Origin of the sequence: Fretibacter rubidus (assembly GCF_041429785.1) — a bacterium.
Classification (GTDB): Bacteria; Pseudomonadota; Alphaproteobacteria; order Caulobacterales; family Maricaulaceae; genus Fretibacter; species Fretibacter rubidus.
The window spans coordinates 303,738-322,800 of record NZ_CP163423.1 but is presented as its reverse complement, the minus strand read 5'-3'; the positions used below and the strand labels follow the sequence as shown (position 1 = coordinate 322,800).

Here is a 19,063-nt window from a genome sequence, read left to right as displayed (position 1 = left end):
GATTTAATACACCCGCTTTTTTGGCTGAATATAATCAATCGCGTCGGACATGGTGAAGTCATGCACGGGGCGGTAATCAATTTTGACAGTGTTGGTCTTATCATCATACCACGCGAGCGTGTGCTTCATCCATTTCTTGTCATTGCGGTCTGGATAATCCTCATGCGCGTGGGCACCCCGCGATTCTTTGCGGTTGTCGGCGGATGCGATTGTAACCATGGCTTGGGAGACAAGGTTATCAAGCTCCAGCGTTTCCATCAGGTCAGTGTTCCAGACCAGCGTAGTATCCGTCACAGAGACATCGTCAATCAGCCCCGCGATTTCCGTCACTTTCTTGACGCCTTCAGACAGGCTGTCCTCTGTGCGGAAGACGGCGCAGTGATCTTGCATCGCGCGCTGTAGCTTTAGACGGATATCAGCGGTTTTATTCGCGCCTTTGGCGTTACGGAAACGCTCCATACGCTCAATCGAGGCCTCACCCGCATTGGCGGCCAGCGGTTTTTGCGGCGCGTTAGGGGTTAGGATTTCGCCGACGCGAAGACCTGCTGCGCGGCCGAAAACAACCAAGTCGATCAGGCTATTAGAGCCCAGACGGTTCGCACCATGCACAGACACACACGCCGCTTCGCCAACAGCCATCAAGCCTGGCACAACGGCGTCTGGATTTTTGCCTTTTTTGGTCAAGACTTCGCCGTGATAATTGGTCTGAATACCGCCCATATTATAGTGGCAGGTCGGCAAGACGGGAATGGGTTCCTTGGTCACGTCAACACCCGCAAAAATGCGCGCCGTTTCAGAGATACCTGGCAAACGGTCAGCCAACACTTGCGGATCGAGGTGATCCAAATGCAAGTAAATATGGTCTTTGTCAGGGCCGACACCGCGACCTTCGCGAATTTCAATGGTCATCGCGCGCGAGACAACATCGCGCGAGGCGAGATCTTTGGCCGACGGGGCGTAGCGTTCCATGAACCGCTCGCCCTCTGAATTGGTGAGGTAGCCGCCTTCCCCGCGAGAGCCTTCGGTAATCAGGCAACCCGCACCGTAAATGCCCGTGGGGTGGAACTGAATGAACTCCATATCCTGGACGGGTAGACCTGCGCGAAGCACCATAGCATTGCCGTCACCCGTACAAGTATGGGCAGATGTGGCAGAGAAAAATACACGGCCATAACCGCCTGTTGCGAGGATTACCGTTTGGGCTTGGAAACGGTGCAATGTGCCGTCATCCAATTTCCACGCTGTAATACCCCGACAGACGCCGTCTTCCATGATCAAATCAAGCGCGAAATATTCAATGAAGAACTCCGCTTGGCGGCGCAGGCTTTGGCCGTAAAGCGTATGCAGCATAGCATGACCCGTACGGTCAGCCGCCGCGCATGTACGCTGGGCTTCGGGGCCTTGACCCATATTTTGCATCATACCGCCAAAGGGACGCTGATAAATCTTGCCTTCTTCTGTGCGAGAGAACGGCATACCCCAATGCTCTAGCTCATAGACCGCGTCAGGCGCGTGACGGCAAAGATATTCAATACTGTCTTGGTCACCAAGCCAATCTGACCCTTTGACCGTGTCATACATATGCCACTTCCAGTCATCTGGGCCCATATTGCCAAGAGAGGCCGCGATGCCGCCTTGGGCTGCGACTGTGTGGCTGCGCGTTGGGAATACTTTGGTGACACAGGCCGTCTTTAAGCCTGCTTGCGCCGCACCCAGTGTGGCGCGAAGGCCAGAACCACCCGCACCGACAACGACAACGTCATATGTATGATCAATCCATTCAGTCATATTATTTCCCTTAAGCGCTTAGCCCAAAAATGCCATTTTAACGACGGCGTAAACCGTTACAGCCCATACGATAAAGGGCACGATGCGGTTCGCCAATAGGCCAAAAGCGCGCGTCCCACCGTCGAAGTAATCCATAATCACTTCGTCAAATTCTAACTTACAATACCAAATGGCCGCTGTGAAAAACGCGAGGAACCCTAGTGCACCCGCAGGGGTCGATAACCACTCTGTAAAGCCGCGCTCGCGCCGTGGGGCCGCCATAGACACTTGCATGATAACAGGGCCGAGGCCGATAATTGTACCCGCGCCAACATAGCTGTGCAGCTTGTGATGCTTTGTTCCTTTACCGTGAGCCATTATACGCCTCCTGAAATTGCGAGTGTCAACACCGCCGCACCGATAATGCTAAGGAGTATCATCAGATATGACACACGGTTATTGCTGGCTGGTTCCATCATCAAGCCTTGGTCCCAAACCAAATGCCGTAATTGGGCCAAAGACATGAATAAAAACGAGAATAAAAAAACGAAAAGTCCAATCGCGCCCAATGGCGAATAAATCAAATTAGACAGCGGTAATGACCCTGTCAGCGCCAAGCTTAGCATCGCTAGACCCACAATAATCAGGGCTACATAGCAAATCATAGACGTTGCGCGGTGTAAAATAGAGCTAAGCATCGCGGGATGCCAACGCCAGATTTGCAAGTGAGGTGCCATCGGGCGCTTATCATTCCATTGTCCAGCCATAGGGGAAGTCCTTTATTTTTGTCGGGTTCGACGTTGGGCGCAAACTAGCCCCACGCGTGACCGAGTCAACGGTAAATAAAGGAGTTTAGACCACCTATTGGGAAGTCTATCATTAAATAATAGGGAAGATTTGAACTGCCGGACTGATATCGTTAGCTTAAAAACCTAATATGCATTCAACGTTCATTAAACTTTTGTATATTTTTCTTGCGGTCTGCAAAAACGCGATAAATTTTGTAAAGACAAAAAAATAAAAAGAAAATAGCGAAAATAAAAAATGGTACTCCCTCAGCCCCTACAACATAACGTCTGATGGCATTGTACAACAGAATAGAAAAACAAATTAAGAATAAAGTTAGGCTGACTTTATCGAAACTTCCGCGATGTCCCACAATTATTTCCTTTTTCACTATTACTTCTTTCTAGCTAACTCTCGGCCACGTATTCAGCAATGAGGCCCAAGATGCCAATCGCTACGAATATACCTAGTCCTACAGGGTTTGATGCAGTCAAGGCCAGGCCAACCAACGATACTATTTGTAAGACTGTAGCGGCTTCATCCAGGTCAGTGCCATTGTCATTGATGTCGAAAAAATCTCTCATTGAATCAGCGAAGTCAGGGCAGAGACAGGCCTCAGCTATGACTACATCCATTGTTGCAGTGGGGTTACTGATCAAATCGTAGAAACCATCTGTGATATGCCCCGCTTCTAGCATATTATCTGCGACAGTCTGATCATTCTGCATCCATTCCCACTCCCACTGTTGACCACCCCAGTCCAGCCATTCATCGGGATCTGTTATGTCACCAAAAAAACTATCGAACGCATCCATCATAATAAACTCCGAGCAAACAAGATAACTACAACTTATCCCCCCCCCCCCCCCTAAATATAAATCAACATTTTTTTTTGATTTTACAGCAAATCGCATAAAAGAACAAAATTTGAGTGGTTCTCTCCTCCCTTGTGTATGGAAAGGCTTGTTGTCGCAAGGCAAGCGTCTTAGAAGCCCTTAGCCTTAACAATAAACCTTTGGATATATTGTGACCTTTTTTTCCTCTCCTTTGTCTCTTCAATCCCCTATGCGCTATCTTTTGCTGTCGGCGACTTTGCTTCTGAGCGCGCCGTTTGCAGCCGCGCAACAAGCGCCCGTAACAACCACCATGCCAATGCCGTTCTGTCCCGAAGGTGCTGTGATTATTGTCGACGGCGAACGCGAATGCCGCATTTCTGATACGCTGGATAAATTAATCGCAGATTTTGAACAAGCTATGACGATGGGTAACCCCATCAGCGCAGGATCAGAAGGCGACCGTGATGCACTGCGCCGTATGCCCGATGTTAGCCCAGAGCAAATCGAAATCGGCTTTGATAAATTCCGCCGTTTCAAAGGCCGCCATAGCGCGCTAGCTGACCTGCCTATGGACGCCAAACAACAAATGAATTTTGACTTGCTCGGCTTTGTGATTGACCAGCGTTTATTGCTGGCTGACTTTGACGAGGCCCGCATCCCGTTCACCAATGACAGCGGCTTTTTTAACGAAATGAGCTATATTAGCCGTCAGACGAGTTTCGAGACATCCGATGATTTCGAGGCCTATGCCGCGCGTCTGTCCGATATCCCGCGCTATTTTCGCCAGCACAGGGCTAATATGAAACGCGGTATTGAGACGGGCGTAACGGCGTCCGCTGACATCATGCCGGGCATCCTAGAGACCGTCCAAACCTATGCCAAAGGCTCTGCCGAGCGTCATTCCTTTTACGAGCCCTTTAAATCCATGCCTGACAGCATCGAGCCAGCAGAGCAAAAGCGTCTGAAAGCCCTTGGAAAAGCGGCTATCGATATGGCGGTTATTCCCGCTTATAAAGATCTGGCCGCGTTTTTGGAAAATGAATATATGCCCAAGGCCCGCACCGTTGCGGGGGTTGGCACAACCCCCGAAGGGCGCGCCTATTACGAAGCGCTGACCCGTTATTTTACCACGCTAGATATTACGCCCGAAGAGGTACACAATATCGGCCTATCCGAGGTCACCCGCATTCGCGCGCAAATGGACGCCATTATTGAGGACGTCGGCTTTAACGGCACCTTTGCTGAATTTGTCGATTATCTGCGCAATGACCCGATATTTTACGCCACCTCTGAGGAAGAACTGCTAAAAGAGGCGGCCTGGCTCGCCAAACAAATTGACGGCAAAATGCCAGAGTTTTTCAGAACGCTGCCGCGCCTGTCTTACGGCGTCATGCCTGTGCCCAAAGAGATTGCAGAAAACTACACAACGGGTCGGTATTGGAACGGTAATCCGACGACGGGTAAGGCGGGGCATTATGTGGTCAACACGTCTAACCTACCCCAGCGCCCGCTTTATAATCTGCCGGCCCTAACCGCCCATGAAGGTGTGCCCGGTCATCACCACCAGATTAGCCTCGCCCAAGAAATGACGGACGTCCCGCGCTTCCGCCAGAGCCTCTATCCCAATGCCTTTGGCGAAGGCTGGGGGCTTTATTCTGAGCGCTTAGTTGAAGAAATGGGGCTTTATAAAACACCCTATGAGCATTTTGGCCGCCTGACTTATGAAATGTGGCGCGCTTGCCGTTTGGTTGTCGATACAGGCATGCATTACAAAGGCTGGACGCGCGAGCAGGCCGAGGCTTGTTTCTTTGAAAACTCCGCCCTCGCGCCAGCTAATATCAAGACCGAAGTCGACCGTTATATGAGTTGGCCTGGGCAAGCGCTGGCCTATAAAATTGGCGAGCTTAAGATTGTCGAGTTGCGTGAACGCGCCGAAGACGCGCTTGGGGATGATTTCTCTATCCGGGATTTCCACGATGCTGTTTTGCTTGACGGTGGTGTATCTCTTGCAATCCTGGAAGAGAAAATTGACCGCTGGATAGCCTCTGAAAAATCAGAGACGGTAAATACGGTCAAAGCACCCTAAGCTCTGACTTTGACACCCTAAAATCGGTAACGTCCGCGTAACACAACAGGTACGCTAATCAAGCTGCCTGATGCGCGGGCGGCCCCTGTGACGTCACGGCTGAGCGGTTGCGGCGTTGCGCCGAGCCGTCCTTGGTAGCGAATACCCGTTTCCATTCCGACGGTGAAGCGGTTCGATGTTGGGGCTTCAAACCCGACAACTACTGCCCCTGTTGGCACCCAACCGCTATTAAATAACGCCGTGCGGGACACGCCTTGATCAAGGCTGACCCCGTCAACATAGGCCCCGCCAACGCGGCCTTCAATAAAGGGGTGGACGACATAGCGCGGGTTGGGTGCATATTGGCGCAGGCCAAATTCAACGCCGTGCGCGCGGTAATCAGATAATTGCCCAACCAAGGGCGTGCCTGTCTGTGTCCGAAGATTAACGGCTTTGCCGTCATGGGTCGTGCGGTAGGCTGTGCCTGTAAAATAACGGTTTTCAGAGACTGGGTAGGTGGCGGTCGCGTCAAAGCGCGTGCCCGTGCCAAAGGCGTCGCTCATCGCCAGGTTTTGCGGCACGGCCCCCGTCGCGATGCGGGCATTACCGGCGTCAATCAACTGCCCACCCGCAATGAAATCGGCGCCAATACCACCCTCTAGGCTGACCACGCCCTTGGCGCGGCGACGATCAATCTGCCCCGGCGCAGTTTGCGGCGTGGGGGCATAGGCATACGTCCCGTATGAGGCAGTTTGAGCGGGAAAGGCGTAATACGGCGCAAAGGCCCCGTCCCACCAGCCGCAAGAGGCAAGCGGCAAGGTCATTATCGACACAATAAGGGTCTTTTTCATCATCATTATTACACCTACACATAAGAAACCCTGACACGACAAGCGCATCAGGGTTGCCCTTCAGAGGCAGGCCCAGCTTTCACTGTTCCTACCAACCCTAATACAGGGAATTAGAACCGGTAACGGCCACGCAGCGTAAGCGGCACTGACCACTTATCACCACCATTGTTCAGACCCGCAAAGGGTTGACCCGCAGATAGGCCTGTGTCGGCGCTATCTAGCTTGCCGTTATAACGAATGCCTGTTTCGACGCCCATTGTGAAACGGTTGAAAACAGGTGTTTCAACACCGATAAGACCTGCAGCTGTGGGAACCCATGTGCTGTCATAAAGCGCAATATCTGCACCGGCAGCGTTCCCGCGTGTGACATTGCTAAGCCCGATATCATCGACATGGGCAGCACCCAAGCGGCCTTCGACATAGGGACGGACAGATTTTACAAGCGGCGCTTTAATCGGTAGCGCATATTGGCGTAGACCGACCTCGACACCCCAGCTGTCATAATCAGACACGTCACCAGAGACAGCTTGTCCAGCTGTCGTGCCGAGATTAACGCGGTTACCATTATGTTGCGTATTATACCCCGTTACAGAGATTTTCTGGTTCGGGTTACGAGCATATGATCCGCCAAGCTCATAGCGTAGGCCTTTGTCAAAGGCGTCTTCCATAGATGTGGAGCGCACCGTTGTGCCCGCAATAGCGTTGGCTTGTGATGCGCGTAAGAAATTAGGGCCAGTCACGAATTCTGTGCCAACGCCGCCTTCCATGTTCCAACGTGACAGTTGGCAATCTGAACACCCACCCTGATTATGATGGGAGCTAGCTTTATATGTGCCAATGTCGTGGCCATATGACCCACTGTTTCCGCCTAATCCTAACCATGAACAGCCTGAAAGGGCGACGGCTGCTGCGCTCAATAATACGATCCGCATATCTTTGTCCTCTGTGTCCTGAAGTGGCACAATTGCCAACATCTCCAGTTATTTGAGGAAAGCTTTGCAAAGCACGGGCCAAAAGCGTGAGAGAGCGTCATTTATTTAAACAATCGCCCATAAAAAAACCCGGCTAAACAGCCGGGCTTTTCTTTAATAATGTTCTTTGCCTTAGAAGGACACGCGTCCGCGCAAACGCACAGGGATAGAAAACGCATCGTCCGTCTTACCCGAGGTGTTCAGATCATCTGACCAGCGGATACCTGTCTCAAGACCGAGGGCCGTGCGACCACCGACTTGCCATTCGGCACCGACAACGCCTGACGCTGTTGGTGTCCAACCGCCGTCAACATATTGCTGCACATTAGAGCCAGCGGGCAGTAGCGAGCCTGCGTCTTGTGAAATTGTGATGCTGTCTGTGTGCGTAAAGCCTGCTGTTGCGCCGACGTAAGGACGTAGACCCGATACAGGGTTGTTCCAACCGCCAACATATTTGCGGATACCACCTTCAAGTGTGACTTGTTCCAGATCAGAGAACTCTGCGTAGAGGTTTTCTGTATCTGTACCGTCGTTCACTGTACCCGTGAGGAGACGTTGACCATCTGCTTTGTTGTAGCCGATACGGCCCAACACAGTTGTGCTTTGGTTCAAATCATATGTCGTGGCCAAATCATAGCCGACGCCGTTATCAAACGCGTCTTTGTAAGAGATTGCATCAGTCGCTGAGACGTTCAGTGTGCCGCCTGTGGCAACACCAGCCTCTTTGGCTGTGACAAAATCACCATCAATGAAGAAATCAGTGCCAACGCCAGCCTCTAAACCGAAGGGTAAAGCGCCGCCAAAACCACCGCCGCTGACCGCGCGAAGTTGCGGAACACCGTAATAGCTAGGGTAAGGTTGCTGCACGTAAATTGGATTGCCTTGAACCGTAGTGACGTTAGCGCCGTTGACGCCCGCAAATCCTGATTGTGCATATTGTGTAGCGCCTGTGACGCCGCCAACAGCCGCACCGAAGGGAGCGTTTGCACCGAGCGTTGTAACGCCGCCTGCTGCGCCGTATCCGGCCATTGCACCGCCTTGGCCGTAAATATCTGTGCCATATGCGCCGTTAAAGCCAACACGGGGATCACCACCGAAACCTTGACCGTAGCCATATCCGCCAGCTGCCTGACCAAATCCGGCTTGGCCGTAGCCAGCTTGACCGAAACCTGCGCCTTGGCCATATCCGGCTTGGCCGAAACCTGCGCCCTGCCCATATCCTGCTTGGCCGTAGCCAGCGCCAGCACCGAAGCCGTCTACACCGCCGCCGGCGACATTATAACCGCCTGCGCCGCCGCATCCCTGTGCGCCAAACCCTTGGCCATATCCTTGCCCAAAACCTTGCGCGCCGTAACCAGCCCCACAATTAGCGCCGTAGACGCCAGAATTTCCATATGACGAGCCTGAATGCCCCCCCATGCCAAGCCATGAACAACCCGACAATAAAACCGCAGACAATGCGCAAACTGCAAGACGCATATCAGTCTCCCTTTTTCCTAGTTAGCTTTTTGCTATCTCGACTTAGAACATATCTTGTTTAAGAAACGGTTTCCAAAGACGTAACAAAACCTTAAGTTTTTCAATTAGGTGGCTAGAAATTATAGCTACCGCGAATAGTGACAGGTATGGCGATGTTATCGTCGCCCTTTGTGCCGTTGGCGTAATCGCGCGCGCCCTCAAACCGCAATCCGGTTTCAAAAGCGATGGCGGTTTTCGGGGTCGCTTGCCACTCTAGGCCCGCATTAAGTTGACCTGATGGCACCCATTGGCTGTCGTAGAGTTCGACCTGTGGGCTGGCATCTGGAACACTGTAAAAGGCGCGGTCCTCAACAAATTCTGTACCCCCTGCGAGGTAGGCACGCTCAAAGAAAACCTGACGCTGGGTCACGTCAAAAGATTGAGAGTTGTGGTGGCTTGCACCGATGCTCGCGCCAACAAATGGAGTCACTGTACGGCTCATCGAGTTTTTCATAATGGGATTGAAATAACGACGCGCACCAACTTCTAGGTCGATACGTTCCATATCTGAAAAATTGTAATCAAATGTCGCGACTTCATTGTTAGGGATAAAGCCCCGGCTAGTACCTGTCGCCAATAAGGCCAAAGTTTCCTCGTCGTAGAACTGCGTGATTGTATCTTCATGAAGCGTTCCGATAACGCGGGCCACGGGGCCCGAATTACCTTCTGCATAGGTATAGCCTGCATTGGCAAAGACCGTTGTCTTAGGATTGACAATATATTCAAGCCCGCCTCTGAGACTAAGAGGTGTGCTGTGAACGTCATCAAATGAAACAGTAGGACGTAAGATCTCTTCAATTTCGGCAGAATATAATCGCGTGGTGACTTCGCCTTCGGTTGGGCTACCTTCAGTTCGCTGTTCCACAAATGGACCTGTGAGTGACGGGTCATAACCATTGGACGGATCTAACGTTCCCGCTTTCACAAAATCAAGATAATCCCCCGCATTGCTTTTCTCCAGACCCAGCGACAAAGACCCGCGAAGCTTTGGCTTACGTTTGCGCTTATTAGCGCCGGGATTAATCGCGCCTGCATTATGCGCGTGAGAGCCGTAGGCACCTGTTACGTCTTGCGCGCCAAATTGCTGAGGATTACCAAATTGTGGCGTTTGCGAAAAACCGCCCGCGAATTGATTGTTGCCACCCTGCGCCATGCCAATCGTGACTTGCGACGGATGACAGCCGCGCGGCAGAGGCGCTTGGGCATGCGGCACTTGGCAGCGGTTCATTTTTTTCGCGCCGTAATGACCAGCATTTTGGGCGTTCGGGCCAAAAGCCCCACCCGTCATATTCCCGAGCCATGAACACCCAGATAGTAAAACGGTTGATAGGGCCAACACTGCAATCCGCATAAAACACTCCGGCATTAGACAAATAGTCCCGAAATGGAACTATGGTTAATAACGGGTATCCCCTGCTTTGCTTAACAAGGCGTTTATACGGATGATTTTTTGAAGGATTTATGCGCTGGGCAGCAATTCCAGCACATTCTCAGGGGGACGGCCCATAACGGCGCGACTGCCATTACTGACAATCGGACGCTCTATCAGCTTAGCATAGGACGCCATTGCACTTATCAAGGCGGTCTCATCGGTAACGTCCTTCAGGCCAAGCTCTTTATATATAGCCTCACCCGTGCGCATCATCTCGCGCGCGCTCGTATATCCCAATTGCGAAAGCAAAATACGGATATGGGCCTCTGACAACGTATCCGTCAGATAAAGCACAATATCGGGCGTGACCCCATACTCATTTATAAGGGCGAGCGTCTGTCGTGATTTGGAACAGCGGGGATTGTGATAAATAGTAAGGGGCAAGGTTTATCCTATCGGTCTTTTATTGATTTTATCCAACTTTATAGCCATGACACGTTTATGAAAACAGCCCTGATTATATCCTCTTTTGTATCAGCCTCCAATGTCGGCGCAACAGCCAGCACATTTTGTTTGCGCCGTTTGGGGATAGAGACGGCTGTGCTGCCGACAACGCTGTTTGGGCGGCACCCCGGATGGGGCGCACCGGGCGGGGTTAAAACACCGCCTGATTTACTGCGTGATATGTGGGACGGTATCAAAGCCCAAAACATCCGTTTTGACGCCGTTATGACGGGCTATATGGGCGATATCGATCATGTCGCTTTGGCGGCAGACATTATTGCCCATGTGAAAGAGGAAAATCCAGAGGCCCATATTTTGGTCGACCCCGTTATGGGCGACCACGGGCGTCTTTATATAAGCGAGGGCATAGCTACCGCGATTAAAGACACATTAGTGCCCTTGGCTGATACGATTACGCCCAATTGTTGGGAGTTGGAATTTATCACGGGGCTATCAGCGCAAAGCCTGCAAAACGCAGAAGCGGCAGCGGCGGCCCTGCCCTGTGCCACAATCGTGACATCGGTCGAAGAAGAAAGCCAAATTGGCGCGCTATATTATCACGGCGCTAAAAACCTGTATATATCCCACAAAAAATTCACCGAGGTGCCCAATGGCGGCGGCGACAGTTTAGCAGGGACATTTCTAGCCCATATCCTCAATAATGTGGCGGAAACAGACGCTATCGCCCGCGCGACGGCCAGTATTTTTGCGATTATAACCGCCGCCAATGATGAAGACCTTGGCGAGTTGCCGCTGGTGCGTTTGCAAGACGCGCTGACTGCCGCCCCGCCGCTCCCGATACGAAAGCCGCCTTATGACTGATTATCCGTTTACCATTGATAATGCCCCCGGATTTGACGCGGTGGCTGATCAATTTCGCCAGAACTTCGCGGACGGGCTAGAGCGCGGCGCGCAATTTGTTGTCCTGAAAGACGGAAAACCCGTAATAAATATGTGCGGCGGCTGGGCAGATGACGCGCAGACCAAAGCGGTCAGCCATAATACGCTCATCCCTGTCTATTCATCTGGCAAAGCCGTCGCGGCGCTGGTCATTGCATGGCTCGCGGATGAAGACCGTTTGGGCTATGACCAAATTGCAGCGACGCTTTGGCCAGATTTCGCGCAAAAGGGCAAAGGCGAATTGACAATCGCGCAAGTGTTGTCCCATCAATCGGGATTATCAGGCATCACCGATCCCGACTTTACACGTGACGATTGGTTTAATTGGGACAAAGTCTGCGCCGCACTCGCCGCGCAAGACCCGCTGTTCCCGCCGGGTAGCGCCAGCGGCTATCATCCTGTGACTTACGGGTTTTTAGCGGGCGAAATTGCGCGGCTTGCCGATAAGGATAACCGCACATTAGGGCAAATCCTGCGCGACGAGCTCGCCGCACCCTTGGGCGCTGATGTCTGGATAGGCTTGCCCGAAACCGAGCATCACCGCGTTGCTGATATGATAAAACCTAAGCGTATGGCTAAATTTGGCGATATGAACCCTGCCGTGCAGGCCGCCTTTTTTCAAAAGCATTCATCCGCAGGCGGCACAGATATCACGAAATGGCGCAAGGTAGAACTGGCGGGATCAAATTGCCACGCTAGCGCACACGGCCTTGCCACATTAATGCAAGCTTTCAATGCAGGAAAAGTCGGTGACCATGTTGTCGTCGCGCCCGATATTGTGCCCCGAATGCGAAGCCCGCGTATATCAGGACAAGACCTTGTCCTGCCCTTTGATCTGACCTTTGCAGCAGGCGTTATGCTCAATGAACCCAATTTTTTCTTTGGTCCGAACGCGGGCACAGTCGGTCATAGCGGATGGGGTGGGTCGTGTGTTTTCGCCGACCCTGTTACGGGATTGTCTGGCGCCTATGCCATGACCCGCCAAGACGGTACACTGCTTGGCGATGCCCGCCCTGTCGGCCTGATTGATGCGGTGTATGACTGTTTGTAAAAACAGCATATTTAGGGCCACTATTTCATTGTTTTGCCAGCAATCTTAACAGCAGGCTTGTTAGCATCTAAGGCCGCGTTACCCTTGGCTTTGGACTTATCCTTTTTAGGTTTCTTGGCTTCTTTATTACTGCGTGAATTACTGCCTTTGGCCATGACGGATCTCTCTTAAACCACGCGCCGTGACGCGCAATATTGCGCTCTATCGGATGCAGTCACCAGATAGGTAAACTGCGCGTAGAGCTAACCCTCTGCTAAACCCCAACAATAGCAAGCGGTAAATAGGCTGCGCTACACGCCCCGCACCGAGAAGTTGGTGTAATTTTTGCTTCGTCTCTCCTGCTGCGCGAATGATTTGCGCGCCAAAGGCAAGGATTGTGCGAAAATGGGGCATTTATTACGGACATTGATAGTCATCATAACGCTCGGTCTGGCGGGCCAAACGGCCTTTGCCACCTCGCCCAACGCCAATGCTCTGTTTAATCAGGGCAAAGCCTATCACGACGGCATTGGTGTGGCGCAAGATTTTGAGGCAGCCCGCGCCTATTATGAACGTGCTGCGAATGCGGGCAGTACCGACGCACAGCTTAATCTCGGCTATCTCTATTTTGTCGGTGAAGGCGTCGAGCGCGATTTTGCAGCGGCGCGCGCATGGTATGAAAAAGCCGCCCAAGCGGGCGATAAATCCGCAGCGCAAAATCTGGCTTTTATGGATAGTGAAGGCCTTGGCCTGCCCGTCAAGCCACAAGCCAAAACAACGCCCGTTATAAAAGAGCGGCTTGTCGCCCTGCCAAAACCGGCTGCTATAGCCCGTAATATATATGTGCCTAACTCTCCCCTGCTGCCGGCTGCCACACGTAATTATGACAGCTTGGTTGATATCGCACCGCCTGCCGCCACGACCTCAACGCCTGTGACGCCCATAACTGCGACACCCATAACTGCGACGCCCATAGTTGTCCCGACGGAGGCAAAGACTGGATTTTCAGCCTTCACCGTGTTTGGCGGTATTACCGCATTGGCGCTGGCGATTGCAGCGGCCCTGGGCTGGTTTGCGGATTACCAGGCAGCAAAAACACGCCGCGCAACACGCGCTTTGGCGCAACAGTTTTTTGAACATAATCGCCGGCTGTTACGCGAAATTTATATCCGCTACCCATCTGAGATGCGCGATATGGGCAAGCGCGAATCGGGCTGGGCCGTCGCCATTTCAGTGTTAATCGTGCGGTTTGTGATATTTAAAAAGACCCAAGGCGGTGATAACGATATGCCCAAAGCTATCAGCGACGCTATCTTATCAGCGGTGAAAACCAACCCCGCTAAATCCCGCCATTTGGCCTATAGGCTAGCGCCCGATATTCTAACGCTTATCCAAAGCGATATTCGTGCTTTTGATAAAGAACATGAAACACAGCCCGAAGCGCCCCCAATTTATAAATCCCCGCGCGTCAATCCGCGCAAGCTCGTCTGGGAACCGCGAATTGTGTCCTCAACCTAAGCCGTCTCCAGCCACGCTAATATGGCACGGTTAATGGCACCTGATTGTTCCCACATCGCCCAATGCCCGCAATCAGGGATAATGACGCGGGTTAAGTCTGGCACCAGGGCTTCCATGCCGTCGGAAAAATTTGGCGGCAGAAACACGTCATCTTCGGGACAGAGCATTAAACACGGCTGCCGCACAGATTGGTTAAGCCCGCGTGTCAGCTCCCAATTCGCGGATGAATTACGGTAGAGCCCAATACCGCCGTGAAAGCCGCTTTGGGCATAGGCGTTGACATAAACGGCGTGATCAGCATCGGTTAAAATCTTACCCTTCAAATCTGGCGCGCCCGCATCCAAAAAGGCTTTGAACTTTTGCGGGATAGAGGCTTGGCCCGGCTTGGGCGTGGAGCCTTTCGGCGTGGTGCGAAACATCAGGCGGAAAAACGCATCGGGGTCGCGCGCAAATAAGGCATCAGCCACACCAGGGCGTTCTGTGAAATGCGCAAAGTAATGCTCATCACCGTGGCGTTTTTTAAATATCTGAATGGGGTCAACAGGCGACTGTCCGACATGGGGTGTGCAGATAGAGATCACGCCGCTGACGCGGGCCTCTAGCATACGGGCTGCGTGCCAGACAATAATTCCGCCCCAGTCATGACCACATATAACCGCGCGGTCGATGCCGTAGGCGTCCATTACGGCCTCAAGGTCGCTGACCTGATTGGCAATACCGTAGTGACGTGCGCCATTGGACGGCCCGTCTTTGGGCGCCGATGATTGGCCAAAGCCGCGCAAATCATAGGCGATAACGCGGTAGCCGGCCTCCGCCAGCGGGCCCATGGTGTTTTTCCAGCTATAGGCCAGCTCTGGCCAACCATGCACCAGCAGAATCGGCGGCCCGTCCTGTGGTCCGAGCGCATAGGTCGCAAGCGATAAGCCGTCATGGGAAATATAATGCGGGTCAGGAAAGTCCATAATTGCGTTATTTGTGCCACAGTTTGCAGACATTGGGAACAAAATCGGTGAAAAACACGTATTATTTTCAGCGATACGGCTTTACGGCGGCGCGAAAGGTCGCTAAAGACCGCCCAAGATTTAAGAAGGCTCTGCCGTGCAGGGCCTCTGTTGCTTTTAAGCAGCATAACACAATTTGAAACGAAGGTAACTCATGGTTGAAATTTACGTACGCCAAAACAATGTGGACCAAGCTCTCCGCGCGCTGAAAAAGAAACTTCAAAACGAAGGCATCTTGCGCGAAATGAAAGCCCGTCAGGCGTTTGAAAAACCATCCGAGCGCCGCGTGCGTGAAAAGGCAGAAGGCATCCGCCGCGCCCGTAAATTGGCACGCAAGCGCGCCCAAATGGAAGGTCTTATCCCGTCCAAGCCGCGCAAGCCGCGTCGTTAGACCCCAACAAAACAATTCAAGAAGGCCGCCCGGATGGGCGGTTTTTTTTGTGCCCACAACATAAGCATTACCGCGACAGCTGCTTAACGCACCCACCACCGTAGCGGCTTTGCCAATGTACGCTTAATTATGCCCTTGGCTTCAAGGTCTAGCTGCACGCATTTGAACCACCAGCCTGCTGTGTCCCCACCTGGGAAAAGGTCATCGGTTAGATACACCCTCACGGCCTCGACTCCGTCTTTGAAAGATAGGCCGGGCGCAGTCTTTGGCAGCGCTTTCAACATCGCCATTTTCATCGCCTCATATTTCGCCCGATTAACGCGCGTTACACGTCCCGGCGTGTTGATATTTTCAACTTCTATCTTCTCATCCCTGATCATGGCGTTTCCCCGGTTCCATCAACAGACTACCAAATGACGATACCAAGAGTCAAAATCCAGTTTTGCTCTAAACATCAAAAGTCATAATAGAGGACACTCCGCACTATTAGACGTGCGGCTTCTCTGAAATTATAGCGTGTGTTCTCCTTTTCGAGACGCACGGTTTTTGGATAACAATGCCCCGTTCGCCAGAAACCCGCCCATTCCTTGCTGGGGGAGGAATGGGCATCACTGTCACCTATTCCCCATGCCAGAACTGGAGAGAGATATGGCTGACCCGAATGAGTATATCGAAGACGTGCGCCGTTATGATAGCGGAGCCGATTTGGCCCATGTTAAAAAGATTGTGAATTATTGCGGCATTGCTCTGCGTAGCCGCGACGCCTCATTAGTATCATGTTCTGACGAGACTGAGCGTAACCGTGTACGTGACGGATATTGTGCAAAGAAACTTGCTATGGACGCCAGCGCTGCTGACGCCGCGATTGAGGCCGTTTGCCAAACGATGAAAGCCGACCGCAACAAGCAGCGCGTGACGTTTTATTACCTTCTCGCGAAAAACGCGATGAAGCTTGGCGCGCTTTAGAAGACCCAACGATTTTAGCCTTATCCTAGGACGACCATGACTGTATGGTCTGGCGATGCTATGACCATACAGGACACATATCTTTATTGTCGGTCTATGAATAATATTCCCGAATTTACCACGTTCATTGATGAACTGGGCGGCGACTCTGATTTGCTTTTGCGCGAAGCTTATAGCGAAAGACTTGAGAGCAAAGAAAAATTAAACTTCATCCCCTGGTCTGCCATGGTTCAGCTTTATGATACCACGGCTAGTGACCTTAATGAGCCTTATTTTGGAATGCGCTGGGCCTTGGCACTTCCGCGTGATTTTCGAAACGGCGGACCGTCTATGTTCCTCTTCAGCATTTCAAAAACAATGGAGCATTTTCTTAACTTGATGACAAAGTTTCAAGCTCTGCACAATAATGCCGTTCGCTATGACTATTGGATTGATGAAACCGAAAGCACATTGATTGGGCGCGCCCAATTTCACCCTATGGCACAATATTCACGTCAACTTTGCGAACATATCATGGCCGTTGCCGCCTTGTTCGGACAACGTTTTATTCCTGATTTCGAAGTTAGCTACGTGCAGTTTCAACATAGCCCACCCGCATCACTAGAAGTTTACAATGAAATCTTTAAGTGCCCTGTCCACTTTAATTGCGAAGCCAATTTAATTGCCATTGATAATACAAAACTTAAGTTCAAAAATAGACGCCTCACCAATCGAGTCGTGCAGCCACTTTTGAAAACCTTTGTAAATTGGCAGATTAAGAAAAACATTCAACACCAAGCAACTGTGGCTATGACATTGGCTGAATTGCTGCCGTCTTTATTAGGTGTGCGCCAAAGCGATATTGGTACAATCGCAAAAGCCATGAATATGAAGCCGAAAAAACTTCAGCGCCTCTTGGCCGATGAAGGGACATCTTATTCCCAAGTTCTGGATGATGTCCGCAAAAACTTGGCGAGCCGCCTTTTGCTGGATTCCGATATTCCGCAGACCCGCATCGCACTGCTACTGGATTACGCCACGGATAAACCGTTCATCGCGGCCTTTAAACGCTGGTATGGACAAACTCCGGCGCGTTACCGCAAAGAAGGACGGTCATCATGACACGTAAAGCGAAATTAGCCGTGGACACTCCAACCATAACGCGCGCCGATATAACAGAGGCGGTACACCGCGAAATTGGCCTATCAAAGACAGAGTCAAGCGCGCTTATCAACAGTGCTATTGATCATATCACCGAGGCTTTGGTGCAGGGGCAAGACGTAAAGCTTACCAATTTTGGCACTTTTAAACTGTCTGATAAGAAACCGCGTATCGGGCGCAACCCAAGAACGGGCGAGCCCGCGCTCGTGTCCAAACGGCGCGTCGTCAGCTTTAAACCCGCGGGCACATTTATTGATCGTGTCAGTTCACGCCGCAATATGAAAAATCACAATAATGGGCTCTGACACAGACATTTCCATGCCAATGCAAAGAGATATTGCGAAACAAAAGCTCCTGAAGCTTTTATCGAACAAGCTAAATTGTGAGCCAGAAAGCATAGAGTTTTTGTTTGTTCCACGTGGAAGCACAGCGCAAACAGGTGACTTAACAGTTCCAGATGCGCGGCTGTTATTACAACAAGACTAAGACGCGACAACAAGACTAAGACGCGACAACAAGACTAAGACGCGGACATCCATTCAGCAGCGCTTCGTTTTGACAAAGCGCAAGACCTAATTTGACGGCTGTCAAAGCACGCATAATTGTTGTGACAGCCATGCAAAACTGCGGGGTAGTTTTTGTCCGTGGTCAAATTTCTATACCGACGCCATTTTATCTATCCCCCCGTTCCCGCCGCAAAAGTGGGCTCGCCAAGACGGCGAGATAACCATATGGGCCAGAGGAGCCCATTCTTTGGGAGAGTATCCATGTCCATTAAAAAATCTGTGCTCAGCAGCGCCTGTTTGTTTGCTGCCACCTTACTCAGCACGGCCAGCATTTCGACAGTTGCCAATGCATCAGAGGTCGAAAATCCTTGGTTGGTCCGTTTGCGCGTGATTGATGTCATCCCGGATGAGGGTGCAGACATCGAAGCCATTGGTGGTGACGCCAAAATTTCTGATCGTATCGTACCAGAGCTTGATATCTCTTACTTCTTTTCTGAAAACTTTGCAGCGGAACTTATCCTTGCGACAAACCCGCATAATGTAAGCGCGGTTGATACAGCGTTAGGGGATGTTGATTTGGGCGACGTGACACTCTTGCCGCCAACACTGCTTGCGCAATACCATTTCAGCCCACGCGGCGCGGTCCGTCCCTATGTCGGGGCCGGCGTTAATTACACCTTCTTTTATGACAATGACCCGGGTGACGTCGTGTCCGTGAATTATGACAACGGCTTTGGTTTCGCCCTACAAGGCGGTGTTGATATTCCGTTTAATGACACATATTTCTTTAACGTTGATGTGAAGAAATTATTCCTGTCCACCGACGTCACTGTTGACGCAGGCGCGGCGGGTGTTGTCGGCGCAGATGTTGATATAGACCCATGGATTGTTGGTGTCGGCATAGGCCGCCGTTTCTAGGGTCTTACCGTGTAAAGTTCAAA

At 51.6% G+C, this 19,063-nt stretch carries 21 protein-coding genes; 9 read left to right on the top strand and 12 right to left on the bottom strand.

The window, feature by feature from the left end; translation table 11 throughout:
• Positions 1-3: 3 nt before the first annotated feature.
• From sdhA to AB6B37_RS01520, 4 genes are all read right to left on the bottom strand, one after another.
• Entirely contained in the window at positions 4-1,788 is a 1,785-nt protein-coding gene (gene sdhA, locus AB6B37_RS01535; protein WP_371397137.1) for a succinate dehydrogenase flavoprotein subunit, read from the bottom strand.
• A gap of 18 nt (positions 1,789-1,806) precedes the next feature.
• A complete protein-coding gene (locus AB6B37_RS01530; RefSeq protein WP_371397136.1) occupies positions 1,807-2,145 on the bottom strand; it encodes a hypothetical protein in 339 nt (112 codons plus the stop codon).
• A complete protein-coding gene (gene sdhC, locus AB6B37_RS01525; RefSeq protein ID WP_371397135.1) occupies positions 2,145-2,534 on the bottom strand; it encodes a succinate dehydrogenase, cytochrome b556 subunit in 390 nt (129 codons plus the stop codon). Before sdhC ends, AB6B37_RS01530 begins: the two co-directional genes overlap by 1 nt.
• A 426-nt stretch (positions 2,535-2,960) precedes the next feature.
• Positions 2,961-3,371 (bottom strand): hypothetical protein, encoded by a 411-nt coding sequence (locus AB6B37_RS01520; RefSeq protein WP_371397134.1) that lies wholly within the window; start codon positions 3,369-3,371, stop codon positions 2,961-2,963.
• 208 nt (positions 3,372-3,579) lie between these two features.
• On the opposite strand from AB6B37_RS01520, the gene AB6B37_RS01515 reads away from it, so the two are divergent.
• Complete coding sequence (locus AB6B37_RS01515; protein ID WP_371397133.1) at positions 3,580-5,475, top strand: DUF885 family protein; 1,896 nt, start codon at positions 3,580-3,582, stop codon at positions 5,473-5,475.
• A 17-nt stretch (positions 5,476-5,492) separates the two neighbouring features.
• On the opposite strand, the gene AB6B37_RS01510 is transcribed toward AB6B37_RS01515, so the two are convergent.
• The 5 genes from AB6B37_RS01510 to arsC form a co-directional block, all read right to left on the bottom strand.
• Positions 5,493-6,311: a hypothetical protein gene (locus AB6B37_RS01510; protein WP_371397131.1), complete on the bottom strand. Its 819-nt coding sequence runs from the start codon at positions 6,309-6,311 to the stop codon at positions 5,493-5,495.
• Between the two features lie 104 nt (positions 6,312-6,415).
• The gene (locus AB6B37_RS01505; protein ID WP_371397130.1) at positions 6,416-7,237 is read right to left on the bottom strand and encodes a hypothetical protein; all 822 of its coding nucleotides are present in this window, start codon (positions 7,235-7,237) and stop codon (positions 6,416-6,418) included.
• 171 nt (positions 7,238-7,408) lie between these two features.
• On the bottom strand, positions 7,409-8,755 hold the full coding sequence (locus AB6B37_RS01500) for a hypothetical protein (RefSeq protein WP_371397129.1): 1,347 nt from the start codon (positions 8,753-8,755) through the stop codon (positions 7,409-7,411).
• 112 nt (positions 8,756-8,867) lie between these two features.
• A complete protein-coding gene (locus tag AB6B37_RS01495; protein WP_371397128.1) occupies positions 8,868-10,145 on the bottom strand; it encodes a hypothetical protein in 1,278 nt (425 codons plus the stop codon).
• A 108-nt stretch (positions 10,146-10,253) separates the two neighbouring features.
• The gene (gene arsC, locus AB6B37_RS01490; protein WP_371397127.1) at positions 10,254-10,610 is read right to left on the bottom strand and encodes an arsenate reductase (glutaredoxin); all 357 of its coding nucleotides are present in this window, start codon (positions 10,608-10,610) and stop codon (positions 10,254-10,256) included.
• Between the two features lie 57 nt (positions 10,611-10,667).
• Between arsC and AB6B37_RS01485 the strand changes: the two genes are divergently transcribed.
• Positions 10,668-11,492, top strand: coding sequence for a PfkB family carbohydrate kinase (locus AB6B37_RS01485; RefSeq protein ID WP_371397126.1), 825 nt, complete (start codon positions 10,668-10,670; stop codon positions 11,490-11,492).
• Entirely contained in the window at positions 11,485-12,621 is a 1,137-nt protein-coding gene (locus AB6B37_RS01480) for a serine hydrolase domain-containing protein (RefSeq protein ID WP_371397125.1), read from the top strand. The genes AB6B37_RS01485 and AB6B37_RS01480 overlap by 8 nt, the downstream gene beginning before the upstream one ends.
• 20 nt (positions 12,622-12,641) lie before the next feature.
• Here AB6B37_RS01480 and AB6B37_RS01475 read toward each other — a convergent pair whose 3' ends face one another.
• Positions 12,642-12,776: a hypothetical protein gene (locus AB6B37_RS01475; protein ID WP_371397124.1), complete on the bottom strand. Its 135-nt coding sequence runs from the start codon at positions 12,774-12,776 to the stop codon at positions 12,642-12,644.
• Positions 12,777-12,945: 169 nt separating this feature from the next.
• Between AB6B37_RS01475 and AB6B37_RS01470 the strand changes: the two genes are divergently transcribed.
• Positions 12,946-14,118, top strand: a complete 1,173-nt coding sequence (locus AB6B37_RS01470) for a tetratricopeptide repeat protein (RefSeq protein ID WP_371397123.1) — start codon at positions 12,946-12,948, stop codon at positions 14,116-14,118.
• Here the strand turns inward: AB6B37_RS01470 and AB6B37_RS01465 are convergent.
• Positions 14,115-15,080 carry an alpha/beta fold hydrolase gene (locus AB6B37_RS01465; RefSeq protein WP_371397121.1) on the bottom strand — a complete coding sequence of 322 codons (966 nt, stop codon included), beginning with the start codon at positions 15,078-15,080 and terminating at the stop codon, positions 14,115-14,117. The two genes, AB6B37_RS01470 and AB6B37_RS01465, sit on opposite strands and share 4 nt — an antisense overlap.
• A 193-nt stretch (positions 15,081-15,273) precedes the next feature.
• Between AB6B37_RS01465 and rpsU the strand changes: the two genes are divergently transcribed.
• On the top strand, positions 15,274-15,510 hold the full coding sequence (gene rpsU / locus AB6B37_RS01460) for a 30S ribosomal protein S21 (protein WP_371397120.1): 237 nt from the start codon (positions 15,274-15,276) through the stop codon (positions 15,508-15,510).
• An 83-nt stretch (positions 15,511-15,593) separates the two neighbouring features.
• Here the strand turns inward: rpsU and AB6B37_RS01455 are convergent, their stop codons facing one another.
• Positions 15,594-15,890, bottom strand: coding sequence for a hypothetical protein (locus tag AB6B37_RS01455; RefSeq protein WP_371397119.1), 297 nt, complete (start codon positions 15,888-15,890; stop codon positions 15,594-15,596).
• A gap of 268 nt (positions 15,891-16,158) precedes the next feature.
• Here AB6B37_RS01455 and AB6B37_RS01450 point away from each other — a divergent pair, with 268 nt between their 5' ends.
• The 4 genes from AB6B37_RS01450 (at position 16,159) to AB6B37_RS01435 (ending at position 19,040) form a co-directional block, all read left to right on the top strand.
• Positions 16,159-16,476: a DUF2853 family protein gene (locus AB6B37_RS01450; RefSeq protein WP_371397118.1), complete on the top strand. Its 318-nt coding sequence runs from the start codon at positions 16,159-16,161 to the stop codon at positions 16,474-16,476.
• A 36-nt stretch (positions 16,477-16,512) separates the two neighbouring features.
• On the top strand, positions 16,513-17,577 hold the full coding sequence (locus AB6B37_RS01445; RefSeq protein WP_371397117.1) for a helix-turn-helix domain-containing protein: 1,065 nt from the start codon (positions 16,513-16,515) through the stop codon (positions 17,575-17,577).
• Positions 17,574-17,921, top strand: coding sequence for an HU family DNA-binding protein (locus AB6B37_RS01440; RefSeq protein WP_371397116.1), 348 nt, complete (start codon positions 17,574-17,576; stop codon positions 17,919-17,921). The genes AB6B37_RS01445 and AB6B37_RS01440 overlap by 4 nt, the downstream gene beginning before the upstream one ends.
• A gap of 462 nt (positions 17,922-18,383) precedes the next feature.
• On the top strand, positions 18,384-19,040 hold the full coding sequence (locus AB6B37_RS01435; RefSeq protein WP_371397115.1) for an OmpW family protein: 657 nt from the start codon (positions 18,384-18,386) through the stop codon (positions 19,038-19,040).
• The last annotated feature ends 23 nt before the right edge of the window (positions 19,041-19,063 follow it).